This is a genomic window from Sulfurimonas denitrificans DSM 1251, from assembly GCF_000012965.1.
In the GTDB taxonomy this organism is placed as follows: domain Bacteria; phylum Campylobacterota; class Campylobacteria; order Campylobacterales; family Sulfurimonadaceae; genus Sulfurimonas; species Sulfurimonas denitrificans.
This window is the reverse complement of the sequence record NC_007575.1, coordinates 478,374-498,787: the sequence shown is the minus strand read 5'-3', so window position 1 is coordinate 498,787 and position 20,414 is coordinate 478,374. Positions and strand designations below refer to the sequence as shown.

The window sequence follows — 20,414 nt, the reverse complement described above, 5'->3', positions numbered from 1 at the left end:
TCTCTATTTTTTCCCTTTTGTAAACTCTTCTTTTACTATGGCTAAAGCTTTTAAGAAGTTTTCTGGATCAATTGCTCCCATAAGAGGTTGAAACATAGGCTCACCTTTTGAATACAAAAACCAAATAGCTGGAGTTCCTGGTTGCCATAACTCACGTGGCATATAATCATTCTCATCACTATATGAGATTATAGAGACAAAACTTTTATTTAGCTCTTCTATAACTCTCTTATCTTTAAATGTTGTCTCATCTAAAACAACACAATATTTACATGAGTGTCTAGATGAAACAAAAAGCACTGGTTTTGAAGATGCTTGCGCACTTTTTATACCCTCATTATAATCTTTCGCCCACTTTATCTCAGAGCCCATAAGATTTACCAAAATTCCCATAAGAAGAAAAATAAAAAATTTACGCATACTGTTTTACCTTTAGTAGAAGTTCTTTTGCGCAATCAAGTGCGCTCTTGTCTGTTACATCAATTGTAATATCTGCAACTGCCGTATATTGTGGTAAACGCTCATAATATAGCTCTTTTGCCTTTTTCAAATCTTTTAACAGAGGTCTTTTTTTAAGTTTTTTGACTGCATTTGGATGATTTTTTATTCTTTTTAATATCTTTTCAAAAGGGGAATTTAAAAAAACAACAATGCCTATCTCTTTGAGATTATCTTGTTTATAAAATCCACCGCCAGTAGATATTAGAGTATTTGTTACATTTTGTCCAAGCCAGAGCGAGACTCTCTTTTCTAGATTACGAAAATATGCCTCTCCGCTCTGCTCAAAAATTTTTTTAATAACTCTGTTTTCCATACTCTCTATCAAATCGTCCGTATCTACTGACATGTAGTCTGACAATTTTATAATCTCTCTAGCCACGCTTCCCTTGCCTACGCCCATAAAACCTATAAGTACTATATTTTTCACTTTTAATTCTCTGCTTTCATTGTAAACATACTCATATCAAAATCTGGTTTTCTCTTTAATGTTTTGTAATATATCAAAACTACAGATACGATATTGTACTCTAAAATAGCCATACTTAAAATAAAGCTAACTGCAAAAATAGGCATAAGTGAAGCTATAAAAAATGAGAAAATAAAACCGACTAAAGAGAGTATAAAAAGTATAAATTGAGCCTTAGAAAGCCTTTTATCAATCATCTCATTCATAGTAGGTATGCTCATGTAGCCTTTAGCATTTAAGTGAAACCAGACTAAAAATGGAACAATCTTATATAACATTCCAGACATTATAGAAAATATAAAACCACCGCCTATCAAAACAGAGACGATAACAATATATTTTTCACCAAAAAAGTCATTTATGCTCCATGCAAATGTTCCAAGTGTCATAAAGATAGCCGCACTCTTCCAATACCAGACAGTAACATCACTAACTTTTCTTCTTCTAGCATTTAATTTCAGATAAACAGTCGTCGAAAATGCCCAAAAAAAGAGCGCTATCCATATCTTGGCGATAGTTGAGTAAGAGTCAAAAAATAGGTTTAAAAAGAGCCAAAGCCCAAGTCCTGTTGTAATAAGCAAAACAACACTTTTTTTACAAAATTTCTTAAACCTTGGAGCCACATAAAACATGGGCAAAACGTGAAAAGCAACCCCGATTATTAAAATTCCAGCAAATCCAAATATAGCCCAAACACTGTGAACGTTTGCAAAAACATGGTGCAACTCAGAAAATTTTCCAACTCCATAAGATGCTAATAAGTGCGCACCCAGAAGCGTTATAAAAAGAGCAAAAAAGAGACTAGTAATCATAGCTCGTATGCTAGCTGTAACGTTTATAACATCTCTAAAGGCCAGAAGCATTGAGATAATAAGTATAAGAAAACCACATGTAAGAAAAAGTGATGCTAGGAGTATAATTTTTGACATGCTAAACCACAATCCAAAAATCATAAAAAGGGCTCCAAAGAGCAATAAAATATATGAGATTTTAGAAATAATATCTACTTTTGGTATTTTAACTCCTGCTAGTACTGGTAGCATCTGAACTAGCGCACCAAGCATTACAAAGCCTAAGAACCCAATTGTTATGGCATGTGTAACAGCGATAGTTTCAATTGAATAACGGCTAGAGAGAGTAAGCACATCGCTAAAGAGAATTAACACTCCTGCTAAAATAGCAAAGAGTGGCGCAGTTAGAAAAAATCTAAGTGGTGCTGATATCGGTGGCGCTTGATCTACCGACAATCCATCAAAATCCATATCTCTGCTTCTCTACTCAACAATCATCGAGTTCATCATATCTATGATACGCTCTGCATCAGCACTTAAATGTTGCTGCGCCATCGTATATAGCATCTGCTCCTCTTTCATGTTGTGTTGTTGCATTAAAATCATCAAAGTTTCGCTGTTTCCAAAAAATTTATCTTTATCTTTAGCCTCAATTGCTTTGCGCATCTCTTCAAGCAGATTTCTCATCTGTATATGTTCATGTCTCATTATCGCAGTAGGTCCTTGTGTCATACCTGTTTTTTGCTCAAACTCTAAAAACATTACACGCTCTTCCATTTGAAAGTGTCTCTCTGTATTTTTAGCAAACTCATCATAAGCCTCTTTCGCACTCTCTATTGATTTTGCAGCAGCATCTTCCATTATTGCAAAAAGCTCATCACAACGACCATGGTCTTCACTTAAATACTCTTTTATAGAACTCATCAATATACCCCTAATGATTAATTTTTCGTATTATATTAAAAATAATTTAAATAGAAATTACTGCGTATCAATAATCTATTCTAATTGTTATTTAAACAGCTTTTTACTATAATATCCCTTTTAATTTCTATAGGATAAATAATGAAAAACAAAAAACTAATTACTCTTGGTTTTGCCTCAGTAACAGTAGCTCTTGCCCTTTTATTTTCTACAAATCTTTTTGCTTCAGTTGCTGATAAAAAAGAGAAAAGTAAAGAGGCATCAAGACTTGAAGCTTTGGCTAAATTTACAAAAGTTATCAGTATAGTTGAACAATATAATGTTGACAATGTAACAATTGAAGAGCTTATGAACAAAGCACTTGAGGGCATGATGAACAATCTTGATGCACACTCAAACTATCTCACACAAAAAGATTATAAAAATTTAAAAGTTCAAACAAATGGTGAATTTGGCGGACTTGGAATTACAGTTGGCGTAAAAGATGGTGCACTTACAGTAATTGCTCCCATAGAGGGAACTCCTGCTGATAAGGCTGGTATAAAAGCTGGTGATATTATTCTTAAAATCAATGAAAAATCAACTCTTAACATGACTATTGATGAAGCAGTCTCAATTATGCGCGGAAAAGTTGGAACAAAAATTGAGCTTACAATTGTTAGAGAAGGTGAGACAAAACCACTTGCAATCTCCATAACAAGAGGGATAATTACAATTGAGTCAGTTTATGCAAAATCTGTTGGAACAGATATACAATATATCAGAGTTACAAGTTTTGATAAAAAAGTTGTAACTGATGTCGCAAAAGCGATAAAAGAGAAAAAAGCTACGACTAAGGGAATAGTTCTTGATTTAAGAAATAACCCAGGCGGACTTCTTGACCAAGCTGTTGGACTTGTAGATATTTTTGTTGATAGTGGAGACATTGTTTCACAAAAAGGTAGAAACAAAGCAGATGATGAGAGTTATAGCGCAAAATCAAGTAACACTATTACAAAAGTGCCTCTTGTTGTGCTTGTAAATGGTGGAAGTGCTAGTGCTAGTGAGATTGTCAGTGGAGCTCTTCAAGATCATAAACGTGGAATTGTAGTTGGTCAAAATACTTTTGGAAAAGGCAGCGTTCAGGTTGTACTCCCAATAACTGATGAAGAGGCGATTAAGCTCACTGTTGCAAGATACTATCTTCCTAGTGGACGTACTATCCAAGCAGTCGGAGTAAAGCCAGATATTGAAGTTTTCCCTGGAGAAGTTAAAAGCACTAAAAACGAGTTTGCACTTAAAGAGGCTGATTTAAAGAAACACCTAGTAGAAGAGTTAGAAAAAGTTGATGGCGAACAAGGAGCACAACTACCAGAGCCTGATTCAAAGTTAGTTATTAGTAATGAGATGATTAGCAAAGATCTTCAGCTCAAGACTGCTATAGATATTTTAAAAGCATTAATAATCACAAAAGGAGAATAATATGGAAAAAAGAGAGCTGATTTATGAAGGTAAAGCAAAAAAGTTATTTAGTACTGATGATGAGAATTTGCTTATATCAGAATTTAAAGATGATTTGACAGCATTTAATGGAGAAAAAAAATCAAGTGAGGTTGGAAAAGGCGCACTTAACAATAAAATCTCAACAGAACTTTTTAAACTCTTAGAAAAGAGTGGCATACAAACTCATTTTGTAAAGATGCTAGATGACAATCATCTGCTTCACAAAAAAACAAAAGTTATCCTTATTGAAGTAATTGTTAGAAATATCGCAACTGGAAGCTTATCAAAAAATCTTGGTATAAAAGATGGAACAGTTCTTCCTTTTACTTTAGTAGAGTTTGATTATAAAAATGATGCTCTTGGAGATCCAAAGCTAAATGACCAACATGCGCTTATTTTAGGACTTGTTGAGTATCAAGATGAGCTTGATAAACTTCGCAGAATGGCAAGACAAATAAATGATATATTAAAGCCATATTTTGCTCAAAAAGGGTTAAATCTAGTTGATTTCAAACTAGAGTTTGGTAAAGACAGCAGTGGAAATATTATTCTTATCGATGAAATAAGTCCTGACAATTGCCGTTTTTGGGATATAGAGAGTGGCGAGAAGATGGATAAAGATAGATTCCGTCAAGGCTTAGGCGGTCTTAGGGTAGCTTACGAGCAAGTTTTAAGTCGTATCCTAGCTAAGTAATAATTAAAATAAATAAATTCAAGGAATAGTAATGAAAGTAGTTGTAAATGTTTTTTTAAAAGCTGGTGTACTAGATTCTCAAGGGAAAGCTGTTCATCATGCACTGAAGTCTATACACTTTGAAAATGTTAGTGATGTTAGAGTCGGCAAGCAAATTGTTCTTAAGCTAAATGAGAGTGATGAGAAAAAGGCGATGGAAGATGTTACTAGAATGTGTGAAGACCTTTTGGCAAACACTGTTATTGAGGACTATACAATCGAGATAGTAAAATGAAAGTAACAATACTGCAGTTTCCTGGTACAAATTGTGAGTATGACGCACAACATGCATTTAAATCCTTAGGCGCTGAGACTGAAATACTTTGGCATAAATCTGACACTATTCCTTCCGATACAGATCTGCTAATCGTTGCTGGTGGCTTTAGTTATGGCGATTATTTAAGAAGCGGTGCTATTGCTAAATTTAGCCCTGTTATGAAAGCTGTAATAAAATATGCGGATGATGGTGGCAAAGTCTTAGGAATATGCAACGGTTTTCAAGTTTTAACAGAGTCTGGACTTCTTCCTGGTGCATTAAAGCGAAATGAGAGTCTGCACTTTTTATCAAAACACCACCATTTAAAAGTTATAAACAATGAAAATATTTTTTTAGAAAAACTTGATAAGGGTGATATTGTAAATATTCCTATCGCTCATCATGATGGCAACTACTATATTGATGATAGTGGCTTAAAAGAGTTATATGCAAACAACCAAGTTCTTCTAAAGTATTGTGATGAAAATGGTAACGATAAAAACCCAAATGGCAGTATCGACTCTATTGCTGGAATTTGCAATAAAGAGAGAAATGTTTTTGGTCTGATGCCTCATCCTGAGCGTGCTATGGAAGCTATTTTGGGTAGTGATGATGGTATAAAAATGCTTCAAGGATTTTTAAGAGCGTGATAAAATTTTTATTAGCATGGCTCTTTTTTCATGCTCTTTTATTTGCTAATATTGACGATGCCAACAATATTCAAACTTCAACACAAAAACAAGAGTTTGGTGGCGAGGATGTTCCTTATGAAGAGAATCTAGATACCCTCTCAAAAGTCATCTACTTAAATTATGAAAAGATACCTCAAAGAGTATTAAAGGGGGAGATATTTTCAATAACTATAAAAAACCTTTGTGTTGTTAAAAACTTTGTAGATATTACCTACAAACTCTCAAATGAAACGGGATTAAAAATACTCAATCCTTTACCATCAAGGCAAAAAGATTCAAAATACTATTATGATACATTCTATTTTATAGCGACATCTCAAAATGCAAAGCTTCCTGATTTCGAAGCAACTTTAATTGATACAGGCGAAAAAGCTTACAAAACAACTATATTATCAGGAGAGAAATTAAACGTAATTTCTTTAAATCCTAAGAGTGATTTTTCAAATATTATAGCAAACTCTTTTGATATTATAGAGTATAAAACAACTAGTTATGATGCAACTCACAATATAGTTGTTTTTGTCGCTACTGCCATAAATTCTGATATTTCCGCACTTAAATTAAATGGCGTTTATAAGCAGGGTATAGAATCAGCAACGCACACAGGTAACGACTCTAAGATTACCTATTATGCTATTGTTGGCAAAAGCATGAGCAATCTCTCCTTTTCATACTTTAATGTTTTAAAAAATAGATTTATTTTTGTCAATATTCCGCTTATTGTGAGTGATGATAGTGTAACTACACAAAGTGATTTAAAACCAACTGATCAATCAAATGAGATGATTAAAATGGGAGTTGCTGCAACAGTTGCATTTCTAGCTTTTTTAATTATTTTATGGAGAAAGAGGTATATCTACCTTATTTTTATCTTTATTCCTCTTGGTTACATCTTATCAATTGCTCTTCCCTCCAAAGAGGTATGCGTTAAAGAAGGCTCTTCTATTTACCTGCTTCCAATGAATAATGGGACCATTTTTGAAAAAGCAGCATCCCAATACAACTTGCAAAAAGAAGCAGAAGTAAATGGCTGGATAAAAGTACAATTAAATAACAAAAAAATAGGCTGGGTAAAAAATGAAGATATTTGCTCACATTAGTTGGCTCTTTGCGACAATAATAATTTTAGCTTCGCTCACTATTATGATAGTGACATTTTATATTTTTCCAAAGCCTTATAGCAGAAAACTAGCTGCTTGGCTCATTAGATTAACTATCTTTTTTACAACTTCTATAAAAGGCAAGGAGGATCCAAACACTCAGCTCTTTTTGATAAATCATCAAAGTGATTTGGATATTGCTGTTATTGAGACTGTCTCAAATAGAGATATAGCATGGGTTGCGAAAAAAGAGCTTTTTGACATCCCGTTTTTTGGTTTAGCACTTCGGCTCCCAAAAGATATAGCAGTACAAAGAGATAGCAAAACATCTCTTATAAAACTTCTAAAAGACGCAAAAAATGTACTAAGTACCAATAGAGCTATTGCAATGTTTCCCGAGGGTACACGCTCTTCAAAAGGAGTTATGCTCCCTTTTAAGTCAGGTGCTAAACTTCTAGCTGACTCAAACTCACTCATAGTTCAGCCAGTCGTACTTATTGAGAGCGCAAAGCGTTACAATACAAAAGAGTTTTATTATAAACCAGGCTGCATAAAAGTTATATTCTTAGACTCGTTTGTTGCTGATAAAAAAGATAGTGAGTGGTTAAATAATTTAAGAGTAAAGATGCAAAAGGTTTATGATGATGAGTTGGCAAACAATTCTAGCAATAGGTAGTGGAGGCTTTATAGGAGCAGTTCTTAGAGCATACTTCAACGGCATTATATCGCATAAAATGCCGCATGATATCCCGTTTGGAACTCTTGGTGTAAATCTTGTGGGTAGTTTTATTATGGGTATTTTGATAGCTTATTTTATGTACAGCACCATTTTTTCACTACATGTAAAGTCTTTTTTAAGCACTGGTGTTTTAGGCGCTCTTACAACTTACTCAACTTTTGCAATAGAGAGTTTTTTACTTTTAAATAGCGGTCATATAGCGTTAGCTCTTGCCAATATCTCTTTAAATGCTTTTGGCTCTATCTTAATGGCAGGCGGTGGATTTTATATAATAAAGCTATCTCTTAGAGCATAATAATCTCATCTGCACACCACTTTGCAAGGTCCAAATCGTGTGTTATAAGAAGCATCCCCATATTTTCAAGGTTATCTAAAAACATTTTCATAACTTCTAGCTGTGTAATATTATCAAGCGCGGAAGTCGGTTCATCTAAGAGCAGTAAATCTGGCTTCATAAGCATCGCCCTAAGTATAGAAGCACGCTGAAGTTGTCCGCCTGAGAGTTCATGTGGAAGTTTTAAAAGAAGCTCATAATCAAGATTTAATTTTTTTATATAGGTCTCAAGTTCATCTACTTTTGCCACTTCATTTATCTGATTTAAAAGTGTATAACTTGGATGAAAAGAGCTGTAGGGGTCTTGAAAAACTTCTGAGCAAAAAGAGCTCTGCACAGTGCCACTAAATGGGCGGAGATTTTTTAGTATAAGTTCAAAAAGTGTGCTTTTTCCAGCTCCACTTGCGCCAACTATAGCTTTTATCTCCCCTTTTTTTAAAGTAAAAGAGAGATTATCAAAAAGTAAAAAATCTTTTTTATAACCAAAAGAGAGGTTCTCAACCTCCAATACGCTATACAATTTAACTCTTATTTAACGATAGATAGAGCTTAGTCAACTCATTATATAACTCATTTGGCGAGAAATTGCTACTCTCATCTAAGACTCTCTTCATAACTACATTATCTTCTTCACCTGCCCAAACTTTTATATATGAACCATCTTTATAGCCGTTGTCTTGTCTAAATTGATTTAGAATATTTTTACCAACATAAAGTTTATAAAGAGTCTCTAAATCAAGTCCACTCATAACAACCAAATCAAAAAACTCTTCTATAAGTTTTTCTAATTCAAAGTTATCTCTATTTAACACATTAAATATTATAGACTCTACTTTTTGCATAATCTCATCTTGAGAGGCGAAAAGCTCATTTTTAGTATCAATTTTACAAAAATTTTCTAGTTCTGATATGTCAAGCGCTAACTCCTCAACACCGCCTTTATGGCTGTTTGCATAATTCTCAATTGCCAAGCTCATAATAAAGTGCCAAACATCAACAACTTCTATCTGCAAGTTTGCCCAGTCAGCTTCTTGATCAATATTTTTCCAATGTTTCCAAGAGAAACTGCCAATCATCTCAGCGCACTCCATGTAGATACAGCGCTTCCAGTTTATAACTTTAGAGTTTTTTGTAACTCCGCTAGTCCACCCATCCCCATTAGTTGCCTCATTTAGAGTAGCTTGAAGCTGTAACATAAGTAGTATTTTATCCACTCAATTTCCTTTGATTAATTGCTCATATTAGAGATTTTTTTATCTAAGCATTGTACCAAATATGCTAAAATAGCGAACTTAAAATGAGAGCTAAATGAAGAGAATTAATTGTAGAAGATGTGAGCACTATTTTGTTACTTGGGAAGCACAAAGGCCTCATGGATGCAGAGCGTATGGTTTTAAATCACCTCAAATACCATCACTTGTAGTATTTCAAAGTAGCGGAAGTGATTGCTCAATGTTTAAAGAGAAATCTACTCCAAAGAGTTCCTCTTCCAAATAATTTTTTTTCCAAAACCAAGCCTATTGTCTGTTAGTTTAAAGTAGTTGATTTTTATCTGCCAAAGTTTTGGGTTCATAGCAAGCGCATAAGGAAAATGGCTAAAATAGAGCTTTTTTAGGGCGTTGTCTTCAAGTGCCAAAAAATCACCTCTAAACTGGACTCCCTCTATTTTACCGACTGCCTTTGTCTCAAGAACGACTGTTCCTGCAACTTTTGGATTTTGTAAAATATTTTTTACATGTGTTGTCTCATCACTGCTTGCTACCACAAAAGAGTTACTTAAAACATCAAAAACATAAAATAGATTACAAGCACTTAGCTCAAGAGCATCTGTTGTACAGAGTGATAAGACATGATGCTTTTGCAAAAATGCCTCTATCTTTAAGAGATTATTTTGCATTAAAATCTTTGTAAAGATGGCGTTCTAAATCCTCTAGTGTGTACATCTCTCGCTTTTTTAACATAAGCTGTGCTGTCTCATCATTTAGCATTGTCTCAAACATCTCTTTTGGTGAAGTTATTTTGCAATAATTTTTTAAGAAATCTAATAGGATTTCAAAGTTATCATTTTTTTTATTGCTATATTGTTTAAAAAATTTAAAATCTTCCCAATTTATCTCAACCAACTCTAGCTCCTATGCTTTTATAGCTCTTTTTCTAACTTTCCACTATTGGCGACATTTTAGCAGAAGTGCTTCATCTAATTTCTTAATTACTTCCAACATCTTATCAGACGAGATTGCAAAATTCAACCTCATAAAACCGCTTCCCTCTCTGCCAAAACTTATCCCAGCACTAAGTCCAAGTCCAGCTTTGTGAATAAAAAAATCTCTTAACTCTCTATCGCCAAACCCAAGACCTCTACAATCAAGCCAAGCAAGATAAGTCCCCTCAATCGGAGTTAGTTTTATGTAATGCGGATATTTTTTACATAACTCATCTAACATATAAAAGTTTTTATAAAGATGGATTTTAAGCTCCTCTAGCCACTCTTTGCCATCTCTGTATGCCGCTTCAAACGCTACATGTGAAAGAGTGCTTCCATTGGCAAAGTGTGTGCGATTATAAACTTTTAAAAAATTTTCTCTTAAAATTTTATTTTGTATCGCCACACTACTAATGGCAAAACCAGCCATGTTAAAACTCTTTCCAATTCCAATAGCAGTAACTGTTATATCTCTTGCATCAGCGCTCAAAGAGGCAAACGGGATATGTACATTTGGCGCATATACCAAATCAGAGTGTATCTCATCGCTAAAGACAACTATATTATGCTTCACGCATAGCTCTAAAATCTGCTCAAGTTCCTCTCTCCTCCAAACTCTCCCAACAGGGTTGTGAGGAGAGCAGAGAAGAAGAAGTTTTGTTTTCTCATTAATCTTTGATTTTAAATCCTCTATATCAAAAGTGTAAGTTCCGTCATCTCTTAGCTTTAACGGATTTTTCAAAAGCTCTCTCTCATGCTCTATCACACTATGAAAAAACGGAGGATAAACAGGTGTTTGGACGATAACTTTATCACCCTTTTCGGTAAATGCTTCGATGGCGACATTCATACTGGCAACCACCGAGTGCGAATAGAGCATCTCCTCAAGCGCAAACTCAACTCCATGCTCTTTTTTCATCCACTCAATTTGAGCCAAAAATGCACTTTGCGGCAACTCTTCATACCCCACAATTTGGTGTTCTAAGCGTTTTCTTACAGCGTCAAGAACAAAATCAGGAGTGTCAATGTCCATATCCGCCACCCAAAGAGGCATAACCTCGTTTGTGCCAAATAGCTTCTCTCTTAGGACGTACTTCTCTGCGTTTGTGTTTTCTCTACATGTAGAAGTTTGGAAGGTATATTTCATTTTGTATTGTACTCTTTACTATAATTTTGAGTTTGTTGAGATTTTAGAGAGAGTTGATTTTCTTTTAGTGTTGATAATGGTAGCTCTTTTATCATTTTATTTTTCCTAAACTTTCTAATTCTCTTTGATTATCACTACTCAGTATCTTCATCTGAGTAATAGCCAAATGATTTAGCTTTTGAAGTCTCTCATTTTGTGATAATCCTTCGTGAATAAAGTGTGCATTAAGCGACTCAAGATTTGCCAAACATACAAGTTGATTCACATCTGCTTCATCTCTAATATTACCTTTAGAAGTTTGATTTTTATCTCTCCACTCTTTAGCTGTCATCCCAAAAAGTGCCACATTTAAAATATCTGCTTCACTTGCATAGACGAAGTTTATTTGCAATGGTGTGAGTTCTTTAGGGATTAGATTTTCTTTAATTGCATCCGTATGTATACGATAGTTCATTTTCGTAAGATTTCTTCTAATATCCCATCCACACTGTGTAAACTCTTGTTCTTTTAATCTTTGAAACTCTTTGATAAGGTAGATTTTGAACTCTGCACTAATCCACATACCAAACTCAAAAGCTATATCTTGATGAGCATAAGTTCCACCATATCGCCCTGCTTTAGCAATTAAACCTATCGCATTTGTTTTTTCACTCCACTCTTTTACACTAAGTTTATAACTATTTAATCCTGCTTGAGATTTAATTATGGCGAATTCGCCATAATTAAAATCTGGATTGTAAATCTTCTCCCAAATACCTAGATACTCAATTGTATTTCTATTTCTGAGCCAATCAGAGATAAAAAAATCTCCATCTTTAGCTCTCAACATATCAGTCAGCGAAATGTAATCTTCATTATTTATTTTTAAAATGGTAATTTCTTGTTCTTGAACTATTATTTTTGCCATTTTAGTTTTCCTTTTATTTTGTTATTTCTTCATTCATTGTTAAATTCATAAACTTAACAATGCGCTTACAGCTGAAACAATTGAGCTAATTTCTGCACCTTTTGTTAAAACAGCACCTAAAGATTTTTTTAATGATGTTTCACCGTTTTTATTATTTTTCAATTCTAAAACAATTGACTCTTTATCTTGAATGCTAGAGTTTTTTATAGCTTGTATGAGTTCATCAAGCTTTCTATCAAATTCTGAAATTACGATATTATTGTTGCCTGTGATAATATTTCCATGATTATTTTCACCGACATTTATATTGTTATGATAGGCTATCTCAGTTTTTTCAATTTTGTGATACTCTTTTTTATCATTATTTTCTAAAAAACCTCTACCATTAAAAGTTAGGTTATTGAAGATATAAAAACCACCTAAACCCCACTATCCTTTTTCAAATAGACTATCATTTTCAATTTCATCAACAATAGCTTTAAACTCTTGACTATCAAGTCCAAAAGTTTTTGGATAGATGTTTTTATTTTTTGAATTAGGTATTTCTCTTGCTAGCATATTATATTTATCGTTTGAGTTCATGTTGTACCTTTATATTAAATTTTTATCCATAGTACTAAAATAATGTGTTTTTTTGTAAAAATATGTCATTTTGTTATTATTTTTTTAACTTTTTTAGCTTTTTTCTCATTTTCCACAATCAAGCTAGTAAGTTGTTTATTTAATTCAAACAAATGGGCGACTCTTTCTGTATCTGTTTTGAAGAGTGTTTTTGAGTAGAGTTTATCTACTGCTCTGTCTAGCGTTTCGTGAGCTTTTAGGAGTTTTGGTGGCATAGTTAGAGGATTGTACAAATCGGCTAAAGAGCTTCCTACAAATTCGGCTCTTATGTCTAGAATATTTTGTGCTAATTGTTCGATTTGATCTTTTTGTTTGTCGTTTATTTCTAAAGGAAAAGGGAAGTTGTTATAAACAATTTCATTTGAATATCTATAATCACTTTTTAATCTTCCAGCAACATACCGCACCCAGTCCATGTGCATTTTTGAAGTCAAAATTCCGAAATGAAAAAGTGTGGCATTTGGAACGGCAAGTCCAGTATCTCCACAAATAAAATCTTTTGTAAAAAATTCCATTGGAATATAATCTCTGTTTTCTGACGATACACGAGGAATAAAAATATAATCACTCTCAGGCTGTCTATCTTCTCCAAAAAGTGCTGGGAACTTTGCTAATTTTTGAGTTGCTTCTCTTGAGCTTTCGTTCCTAAGTTTTCTGATATTTTCAACTCTCTCAATCACTTTGGGCATAGATTTTAGTTCATTTGGCGGACAATCTTTTAGCCATAAACACCATCTTGTTTTGCCGTTAAGATACTCTTTTGCAGAGATAAGAGGCTTCATGTACAGCTCTGCTTTTGGTTCAAGGGCTAAAAACTCCTCTTTTTCTTTATCGTCAAAAAGCAGGTTACCACCGTCATTTGGCATACTTCCAAAAACTATTTGAGGTATAAAGCTCTGTATATGCTTTCTTCTTGAGCTGATAAAAAAATCATCTCCGTTTACAAGATAGGGATTTATATTTGCAACTTTTATCTCATGCGGTTCAGATTTTACGCTCTCATACTCAAAAAGTCTTTTTTCTTTGATGTCAAACCCCGCAAAACCGATAATTACACAATAAACTTGTGCAACGCCTTTTGCATCATTATTCCATTTAAAAGTTTTGTGTGCAAAGTGGATTTTGATTTTATATTTGTTAAACATCTCTTGCCACAAAATCCCTACTTGTTCGCCTTGCGTAATGGAGTTCGTTGAAACTAAGGCTACTTTTGTGTTTTTACCTTGTAAATATTTTGCAGATTTTATATACCAAGCCGTTACAAAATCAAGTTCTTTTCCATTTTTAACACCGCTAAAAACCTCTGCCATATCCTCTTTTTGCTCTTTAGATTGCATTTTTGAACCTAAAAACGGCGGATTTCCAATAATAAAATCAATTTTCACACCATCCAAAATCTTTTCCCAATCCACCCTCAAAGCATTGACATTAAAAATATTTGCACTATCTTTTATGGGGATATTAAAATGTGGCTCTCCAAACATTTGAGCAAAAAGCAGGTTCATTTGATGGTCGATGAGAAGCATCGCAGTTTGAGTTATTCGACTTGGCAACTCTTCTATCTCGAAACCATAAAATTGGTCTATATGGACGAGTTGTGTGAGTATTTTAAGAGATTTCAGCACTTCAAACTCTACAAGCTTCAACTCTCTGTAAGCGATTACCAAAAAGTTCCCACTTCCACATGCTGGGTCTAAAAATTTGAGATTTGAGATTTTTGCATGAAAAATTTGAAGCTGTTTTGGGTTGTTTTTTATTTTTGCAAACTCTTCGCTAAGTTCATCCAAAAATAGCGGTTTGATGGCTTTTAATATATTTGTCTCACTTGTAAAGTGCGCACCGAGTTCGCCTCTTTTACTAACGTCCATAGAAGCTTGAAACATTGAACCGAAAATGGAAGGACTTATCAAACTCCAGTCAAAGGCACACGCATCCAAAAGCATTTCACGCATGGAGCGGTCAAAGTGGGCTGTTTTGAGCTGTTCTGTAAAAATTGAGCCGTTGATGTAAGGAAACTGAGTAAAACTCTCATCAAGATTTTTTTGTCGCTCCTCATTTGGAGTGTCAAAAAGCTCAAAGAGGTAGCTTATCTGCGAGCCTAAATCTCTGCCGCTCTCATCTGTTTGATTTTCTATAAATTCACGAAAAGAGTTTTTAGCAAATATGCCCGTATCTTCTGCAAACATACAAAAAAGAAGCCTTGTTAAAAAGAGTTCGAGTTGATGTCCGCTGTAACCGTTTTCAAGTAGCTTGTCATGAAGTTTACCCATAAGTTCGGCGGCTTTGCGGTTGGTCGGTTCCTCTTCTTTGTAGGTTTTTTTTGTGTATCCTGCTATAAATGAAAACAGCTCTATATTTTTTGGTAACTCATGGAGTAGAAATTTATAATCTTGATTTGTGTCCAAATCGTAAAGATAGAAGCTTACAAAATCACAAACCAAAATAAACTTCGGTAAATCTCTCTGTTTTAGATTTGGAAGGTACTCTAACGCTTGTTCTTTTGCCTTTACTAAATCCTTGCCTCTGCTTTTTTGCTCTATAAGAAGCTGCCCTCTCCAAAAAACATCTATGTAACCATAAGAGCCGTCTATTTTTTTGATGGGATACTCAAACTGCATACTTCGTGGACTTACATCAAATATTTTAAAAAAATCTATCCAAAAACTCTGCGCTTCTTGTTTTTCATGAGAAGCACCCTCCCACTCTTTGGCAAACTTTATGCTTCGTTCTCGTATCTCTCTTAAGCTTATCATCTCTCTTCTTTAAATAATTGGTGTTTATAAATTTTTAAAATATTATACACTCTATATTATGATAAAAACTAATATATAAAAACAAGACTAAAGGTCTATTTTCCTCCAAACACTAACCTCTGCAATGCTGTGTTGGAATTTTCTTGCTGTCTCTTTTATGACAAACTCCAAATCTTCTACATGTAGAAGCTCAAAATTTTTACCTAAAATACTTTTTAAAGTATCCATAGTCTTAACTTCTGTGCCATTTTCATCTTTGTATCCACCCAGCCAAAACTCTCTTTTTGTTGAGCTCTCCTGCCATGTGTATGGGGAAGTTAAGACTAAAATGCCTCCACTCTCCAGCCTCTCATGTACGTTACCTAAGAAAAGTTTTGGATTATATAATCTGTCTATTATGTTTTTAGCTAATATTAAATTATATGAGTTGAAATTTGGCTTTAGATTACAAGCATCGCCTTGCCAAAAAGAGACTCTATCTCTTATGTTTTCATATCCCAACTCTTCTATGGAGATTTTTTTATCCACACTCAAGTCACCCTCTGTTTTTACTCTATAAGCGATGTAGTCATCATTTTTAAGTTTTACCCCTACTCCTATAAATCTAGCAGAAAAATCAACTCCCTCTACCTCATCAAAAGTGCGTGCCAACTCAAAAGTTGCTCGTCCTGTTGCGCATCCCAAATCAAGCGCTTTTGTTCTATTTTTAACAAATTTTGTGGCTATTTTGACACTCTCAAGAGCGAAATTTTTTACACCAAAAGAGTCATCTCCATATTGGAACTCACAGTATTGCGAAACAAGTTCATCGCTCTCATAAACATCACTCTGTGTTTTTATTTTTGAGTTTGAGATTACATATCTAAATCCAGCATTTTGGTAGAAATGTCTGCGAAAGGCGTAACGTGAATATTTCATGATAAGGTTTCCGCTACTAGCCCACGATGAACCTAAAATTAGCGCATGTTTATTGTCAAAAGTTGGGGTTGAGAAGTCATCATACGCTTCATGTACCACAAAACCCTCAAAGCCGAAAATGGGAGTTCTGCTCCACTGCCAAACATTTCCGACTACGTCATATATTCCATTGAAGCTAAACTCATCTACTGGGCATGAGCTAGAGTAGTGATAAAAGTTCAAGTTTGCCCTGCTCTCGTGAAAGTCTGGAATATCCTCTAGCTTTGCATAATCATAAATCACTCTATACTCCGCTTCACTTGGCAGAGAGTACTTTACTCCATCTTTTTTACTCTTATAGCGACAAAATGCTTCTGCCTCAAGTGCATTTACATCAACAGGCCAATTATATGGCATCTCTATAATTTTACTCAGAGTTCTGTACATGTAAGTGTCTTCATCTTTTATCCAAAAAGTAGGATATTTTGCACCACTTATCTCTAAAAATTTCTTTCCCTCCTCATCCCAAAACTCGTCATTTGTATAGCCTCCCTCTTGCACAAACTCCATAAATTCGCCGTTACTTACAAGAAACTTTGACGCTTTAAAATCCTCTACGCTCTCTTCATATTTTCCATACTCATTATCCCAACCATAAAGGTTATGAGACTTCTCCTTACCAAGTAGAACACTTTTGCCTCTGAGTTCAATCATGCTATTTTGCGGAGCTTGTGCGCTATGAGAACAGAGATTAAACTCTTTTACATCTTTTACAAACTCTATAGGCATTTGACGATGAAGGACAAGTGAAGTCTCTACATGTATGCGCTCATGCTCTATCCCCATCAAAATTATCCACATAGGCGAGTTGTCAGTTATTGGCAAAGGCATTGGGAGTGTTGATATAAGCTCATCAACTATCTCTCTTACCCTATTTCTGTACTCTCTTACCTCACCAACCTTTGGCCACATGTAGTTTGCACTCTGCGTATCATCCCACGCCATCTCATCAACGCCCACAGCGAAAATCGATTCAAACTCTGGATTTATTCTCTGTTTTATTATCTTCATATTTATAAGTTTATTTATAAAGAAAGTTGCTGTATGACCAAAATAAAATATCATTGGATGTCTTGTAATCTCTGACTTATTGTAAAAAACCTCATCATTAATTAAAACTTCAAAAACCTTCTCAAACAATGAAAATGTGTTGCGAAAATATTCTCGTATCTCTTGACGTTTTTTATGTTCATCTGTGCCATCTAATGTAACTGGATAAAGACTTAATCTACTCAAAATAGTACCTTTAGGATATAATTTTTCTATGAAATTCTATTATAGTAAAAAATTAGCACAATTTCCAAACATCACACATGCTTTTACTACAAAGCATAGCAAAAATTTAGCTTTTCATGTTGATGATAATGAACTAGATGTAGAGAAAAACCATCTGCTTTTGGCAAAGGAGCTCTCATATAGCAAAGATTCGCTTGTTTATATGAAGCAGATTCACTCTGACATAGTTCATGTTGTAACAGATGAGGAGTTTAAGGCGCCTCCTACATGTGATGCGCTAATAACAAACAAACCTAACACACCGCTTATGGTTATGGTAGCAGACTGCTCACCCATGCTCTTTTATGATAGTGAGAAAAAAGTGATAGCCGCCCTTCACGCTGGGCGACAAGGCGCATTTAAAAATATAGTTAAAAAGTGTATTGAGAGTTTTATAGATGATTTTAAGAGTGAAGCTAAAAATATACATGTAAGCGTTGGTGCGAGTATTGGCGTATGTTGTTATGAAGTTGGAGTGGAGATTTACAATGAGGCAAAAGGGTTAGGTTTAGAGTATGCTCTTGATATAAGAGATGAAAAATATTATCTTGATGTAAACAAAATCCTAAAATCTCAACTTTTATCATGTAATGTTAAAGAGGAAAATATAGAGTTTTTAAATGAGTGTACATGTTGTAACACAAAAACATATTTCTCTTACAGAGCGGAGCAAAAAACAGGAAGGTTTAGCGGCGTAATTATATTAAATTAACGCCTTTACTTTTTGTGCAAGTTGCGCAGGCAGAAGCCCTAATGACTCTTCAACATCTTTTGTTTTTCCATGAGTTATAAAACTATCTTCATACTCAAAACTCTCAAGCTCTACATGTAGAATTTTTTCATCTGCAAAAAACTCTAAAATAGCCGAACCTACTCCGCCCATTTTTGCGCTATCGGAAAATATAAACCATTTGTTGTGTTTGGTTGCCATATCACGAAGCATCTCTTTATCAAGAGGTTTGATAAATCTCAAATCCAAAATACTAATTTTTTCTTCTAAGAGTTTTGATGTTTCATAAGCACGACCAACACCATTTCCATACCCTATAAAAAGGACATCACCTTTGTTTGATTGCAAAAGTTGTGATTTTGCCAACTCAAATGGCGACGATTCTGGCAAACTTGTCTGCGTAAATGAACCTCTTGGATAACGTAGTGAGCACGGAAATTGATACTGCGCAGCAAATGCCATTGCTTGATGAAAACTCTTCTCATCTCTTGGCGCAAAAAGAGTCATATTTGGAATAGCTCTTAAAAAACTCACATCGAACACTCCTTGATGAGTCTCTCCATCTTCTCCAACTATTCCAGCACGATCAAGGGCGAACACAACTGGCAAATTCATCAGACATGTGTCATGAATAACTTGGTCATAGCCACGTTGTAAAAATGTAGAATAGATTGTACAAAATGGCTTAAAGCCCTCTTTTGCAAGTGCTGCCATCGATGTAACCGCATGCTGTTCTGCAATTGCAACATCCCAAAATCTATTTGGGTATAACTCTATAAGCTCACTCAAACCTGTTCCACTCGGCATTGCGGCAGTTGCACCTACTATTTTGTCATTATTTTTTGCAAGATGAAGCAGTGCTTCTGCATAAATTTGAGTAGCACTTTTTGCAGAGCTTTTTTTAGATGCGGCTCCGCTATCCAAATCAAAAGGACCAACTCCATGCCACTTCTCATCTTTGCCCTCAGCTATCTCATACCCTTTACCTTTTAGTGTTTGTGCATGAACAATAACTGGTTTTTTCAACTCTTTTGCTTTTTGAAGTATCTCTATCAAAGAGGCTATATTATGTCCATCAACAGGACCGATATAATCAATTCCCATCTCTTCAAACATAATTCCAGGAGTTATAAGTTTTAGAGACTCTTCCATTCTCTTTGCAATATACCTTGCACCATCTCCAAAATTATCTACAAAGTTCTCAGTATGTTTTTTAAAATTTTGATAAAAAGGAGATGCCATAGCTGAACTTAGAATTCTGCTTATTGCGCCTATTGGCTTAGAGATGCTCATCTCATTATCATTTAAAATAATTACCATCGGATATTTTCTCTCGCCAAGCTCATTTAATGCTTCATAAACCATACCAGCAGTCATTGAGCCATCGCCAATCATAATAACAGGAATTCGGCTGTTTTGTTCACCCTTTAGAGCTATAGCTTTTGCAGCGCCAACACCTAAAGATATAGATGTGGAGCTATGCCCTGCAACAAAATAGTCATGTTCACTCTCGCTTGGTTTTGTATATCCACATAAACCATTAAACTCTCTAAGCGTATCAAACTTATCCCATCTTCCAGTTAGAAGTTTATGGGCGTATGATTGGTGTGAAACATCAAAAATAAATGGATCTTTTTTGGAGTCAAAAACTTCATGCATAGCGACAATAATCTCTGTCGCACCGAGCGTTGAACTTAAGTGTCCGCCATTTTTACTAACAACTCTTAGTATCTCTTCTCTTATATTTTTGCAAAGAGTCTCTAGCTCTTTTATTCTGCTTGCTTTTATATTCATAATTATTCT

Annotated in this window: 23 protein-coding genes; 9 read left to right on the top strand and 14 right to left on the bottom strand. The window is 34.5% G+C overall.

Features of this window, described 5'->3' with window-relative positions; all coding sequences use genetic code 11:
- Window positions 1-3 precede the first annotated feature (3 nt).
- Genes SUDEN_RS02590 through SUDEN_RS02575 form a run of 4 tightly spaced genes read right to left on the bottom strand, consistent with a single transcriptional unit; the run spans window position 4 to window position 2,682 of the window.
- On the bottom strand, window positions 4-420 hold the full coding sequence (locus tag SUDEN_RS02590; RefSeq protein ID WP_011372130.1) for a thioredoxin family protein: 417 nt from the start codon (window positions 418-420) through the stop codon (window positions 4-6).
- Window positions 413-928, bottom strand: coding sequence for a shikimate kinase (locus SUDEN_RS02585; protein WP_011372129.1), 516 nt, complete (start codon window positions 926-928; stop codon window positions 413-415). Before SUDEN_RS02585 ends, SUDEN_RS02590 begins: the two co-directional genes overlap by 8 nt.
- A 2-nt stretch (window positions 929-930) precedes the next feature.
- Window positions 931-2,229, bottom strand: coding sequence for a hypothetical protein (locus SUDEN_RS02580; protein WP_011372128.1), 1,299 nt, complete (start codon window positions 2,227-2,229; stop codon window positions 931-933).
- Window positions 2,230-2,241: 12 nt separating this feature from the next.
- Entirely contained in the window at window positions 2,242-2,682 is a 441-nt protein-coding gene (locus tag SUDEN_RS02575) for a hemerythrin domain-containing protein (RefSeq protein ID WP_011372127.1), read from the bottom strand.
- 141 nt (window positions 2,683-2,823) lie between these two features.
- Here SUDEN_RS02575 and SUDEN_RS02570 point away from each other — a divergent pair, with 141 nt between their 5' ends.
- Genes SUDEN_RS02570 through crcB form a run of 7 tightly spaced genes read left to right on the top strand, consistent with a single transcriptional unit; the run spans window position 2,824 to window position 7,979 of the window.
- A complete protein-coding gene (locus SUDEN_RS02570) occupies window positions 2,824-4,143 on the top strand; it encodes a S41 family peptidase (RefSeq protein ID WP_011372126.1) in 1,320 nt (439 codons plus the stop codon).
- A gap of 1 nt (window position 4,144) precedes the next feature.
- Window positions 4,145-4,858: a phosphoribosylaminoimidazolesuccinocarboxamide synthase gene (purC, locus tag SUDEN_RS02565; protein ID WP_011372125.1), complete on the top strand. Its 714-nt coding sequence runs from the start codon at window positions 4,145-4,147 to the stop codon at window positions 4,856-4,858.
- A 31-nt stretch (window positions 4,859-4,889) separates the two neighbouring features.
- Window positions 4,890-5,132 (top strand): phosphoribosylformylglycinamidine synthase subunit PurS, encoded by a 243-nt coding sequence (gene purS / locus SUDEN_RS02560; RefSeq protein WP_011372124.1) that lies wholly within the window; start codon window positions 4,890-4,892, stop codon window positions 5,130-5,132.
- A complete protein-coding gene (purQ, locus tag SUDEN_RS02555) occupies window positions 5,129-5,803 on the top strand; it encodes a phosphoribosylformylglycinamidine synthase subunit PurQ (protein ID WP_011372123.1) in 675 nt (224 codons plus the stop codon). The genes purS and purQ overlap by 4 nt, the downstream gene beginning before the upstream one ends.
- Window positions 5,800-6,945 (top strand): hypothetical protein, encoded by a 1,146-nt coding sequence (locus SUDEN_RS02550; RefSeq protein WP_011372122.1) that lies wholly within the window; start codon window positions 5,800-5,802, stop codon window positions 6,943-6,945. The genes purQ and SUDEN_RS02550 overlap by 4 nt, the downstream gene beginning before the upstream one ends.
- Complete coding sequence (locus tag SUDEN_RS02545) at window positions 6,923-7,621, top strand: lysophospholipid acyltransferase family protein (RefSeq protein WP_011372121.1); 699 nt, start codon at window positions 6,923-6,925, stop codon at window positions 7,619-7,621. The genes SUDEN_RS02550 and SUDEN_RS02545 overlap by 23 nt, the downstream gene beginning before the upstream one ends.
- Window positions 7,590-7,979, top strand: a complete 390-nt coding sequence (gene crcB / locus SUDEN_RS02540) for a fluoride efflux transporter CrcB (RefSeq protein ID WP_041672425.1) — start codon at window positions 7,590-7,592, stop codon at window positions 7,977-7,979. Before SUDEN_RS02545 ends, crcB begins: the two co-directional genes overlap by 32 nt.
- Here crcB and SUDEN_RS02535 read toward each other — a convergent pair.
- Complete coding sequence (locus SUDEN_RS02535) at window positions 7,969-8,538, bottom strand: ABC transporter ATP-binding protein (protein ID WP_011372119.1); 570 nt, start codon at window positions 8,536-8,538, stop codon at window positions 7,969-7,971. The genes crcB and SUDEN_RS02535 overlap by 11 nt on opposite strands.
- Window position 8,539: 1 nt before the next feature.
- A complete protein-coding gene (locus SUDEN_RS02530; protein WP_011372118.1) occupies window positions 8,540-9,232 on the bottom strand; it encodes a dUTP diphosphatase in 693 nt (230 codons plus the stop codon).
- Window positions 9,233-9,326: 94 nt separating this feature from the next.
- Here SUDEN_RS02530 and SUDEN_RS11190 point away from each other — a divergent pair, with 94 nt between their 5' ends.
- Window positions 9,327-9,515: a uracil-DNA glycosylase gene (locus tag SUDEN_RS11190; protein WP_083756752.1), complete on the top strand. Its 189-nt coding sequence runs from the start codon at window positions 9,327-9,329 to the stop codon at window positions 9,513-9,515.
- Here the strand turns inward: SUDEN_RS11190 and SUDEN_RS02525 are convergent.
- From SUDEN_RS02525 to ovoA, 7 genes are all read right to left on the bottom strand, one after another.
- Window positions 9,487-9,915 carry a pyridoxamine 5'-phosphate oxidase family protein gene (locus SUDEN_RS02525; protein ID WP_011372117.1) on the bottom strand — a complete coding sequence of 143 codons (429 nt, stop codon included), beginning with the start codon at window positions 9,913-9,915 and terminating at the stop codon, window positions 9,487-9,489. The two genes, SUDEN_RS11190 and SUDEN_RS02525, sit on opposite strands and share 29 nt — an antisense overlap.
- A complete protein-coding gene (locus tag SUDEN_RS02520) occupies window positions 9,905-10,141 on the bottom strand; it encodes a hypothetical protein (protein ID WP_011372116.1) in 237 nt (78 codons plus the stop codon). The genes SUDEN_RS02525 and SUDEN_RS02520 overlap by 11 nt, the downstream gene beginning before the upstream one ends.
- Before the next feature lie 42 nt (window positions 10,142-10,183).
- Window positions 10,184-11,368 (bottom strand): PatB family C-S lyase, encoded by a 1,185-nt coding sequence (locus tag SUDEN_RS02515; protein WP_011372115.1) that lies wholly within the window; start codon window positions 11,366-11,368, stop codon window positions 10,184-10,186.
- 91 nt (window positions 11,369-11,459) lie between these two features.
- A complete protein-coding gene (locus SUDEN_RS02510) occupies window positions 11,460-12,275 on the bottom strand; it encodes a KilA-N domain-containing protein (protein WP_011372114.1) in 816 nt (271 codons plus the stop codon).
- A gap of 429 nt (window positions 12,276-12,704) precedes the next feature.
- Window positions 12,705-12,857 (bottom strand): hypothetical protein, encoded by a 153-nt coding sequence (locus SUDEN_RS11305; protein WP_158301037.1) that lies wholly within the window; start codon window positions 12,855-12,857, stop codon window positions 12,705-12,707.
- Window positions 12,858-12,922: 65 nt separating this feature from the next.
- Window positions 12,923-15,649, bottom strand: a complete 2,727-nt coding sequence (locus SUDEN_RS02505; RefSeq protein ID WP_011372113.1) for a class I SAM-dependent DNA methyltransferase — start codon at window positions 15,647-15,649, stop codon at window positions 12,923-12,925.
- 87 nt (window positions 15,650-15,736) lie between these two features.
- Window positions 15,737-17,842, bottom strand: coding sequence for a 5-histidylcysteine sulfoxide synthase (gene ovoA / locus SUDEN_RS02500; protein WP_011372112.1), 2,106 nt, complete (start codon window positions 17,840-17,842; stop codon window positions 15,737-15,739).
- Between the two features lie 28 nt (window positions 17,843-17,870).
- Here ovoA and pgeF point away from each other — a divergent pair, with 28 nt between their 5' ends.
- Window positions 17,871-18,593, top strand: a complete 723-nt coding sequence (gene pgeF / locus SUDEN_RS02495; protein WP_011372111.1) for a peptidoglycan editing factor PgeF — start codon at window positions 17,871-17,873, stop codon at window positions 18,591-18,593.
- Here the strand turns inward: pgeF and dxs are convergent.
- Window positions 18,585-20,405, bottom strand: a complete 1,821-nt coding sequence (dxs, locus tag SUDEN_RS02490) for a 1-deoxy-D-xylulose-5-phosphate synthase (RefSeq protein ID WP_011372110.1) — start codon at window positions 20,403-20,405, stop codon at window positions 18,585-18,587. The two genes, pgeF and dxs, sit on opposite strands and share 9 nt — an antisense overlap.
- Between the last annotated feature and the right edge of the window lie 9 nt (window positions 20,406-20,414).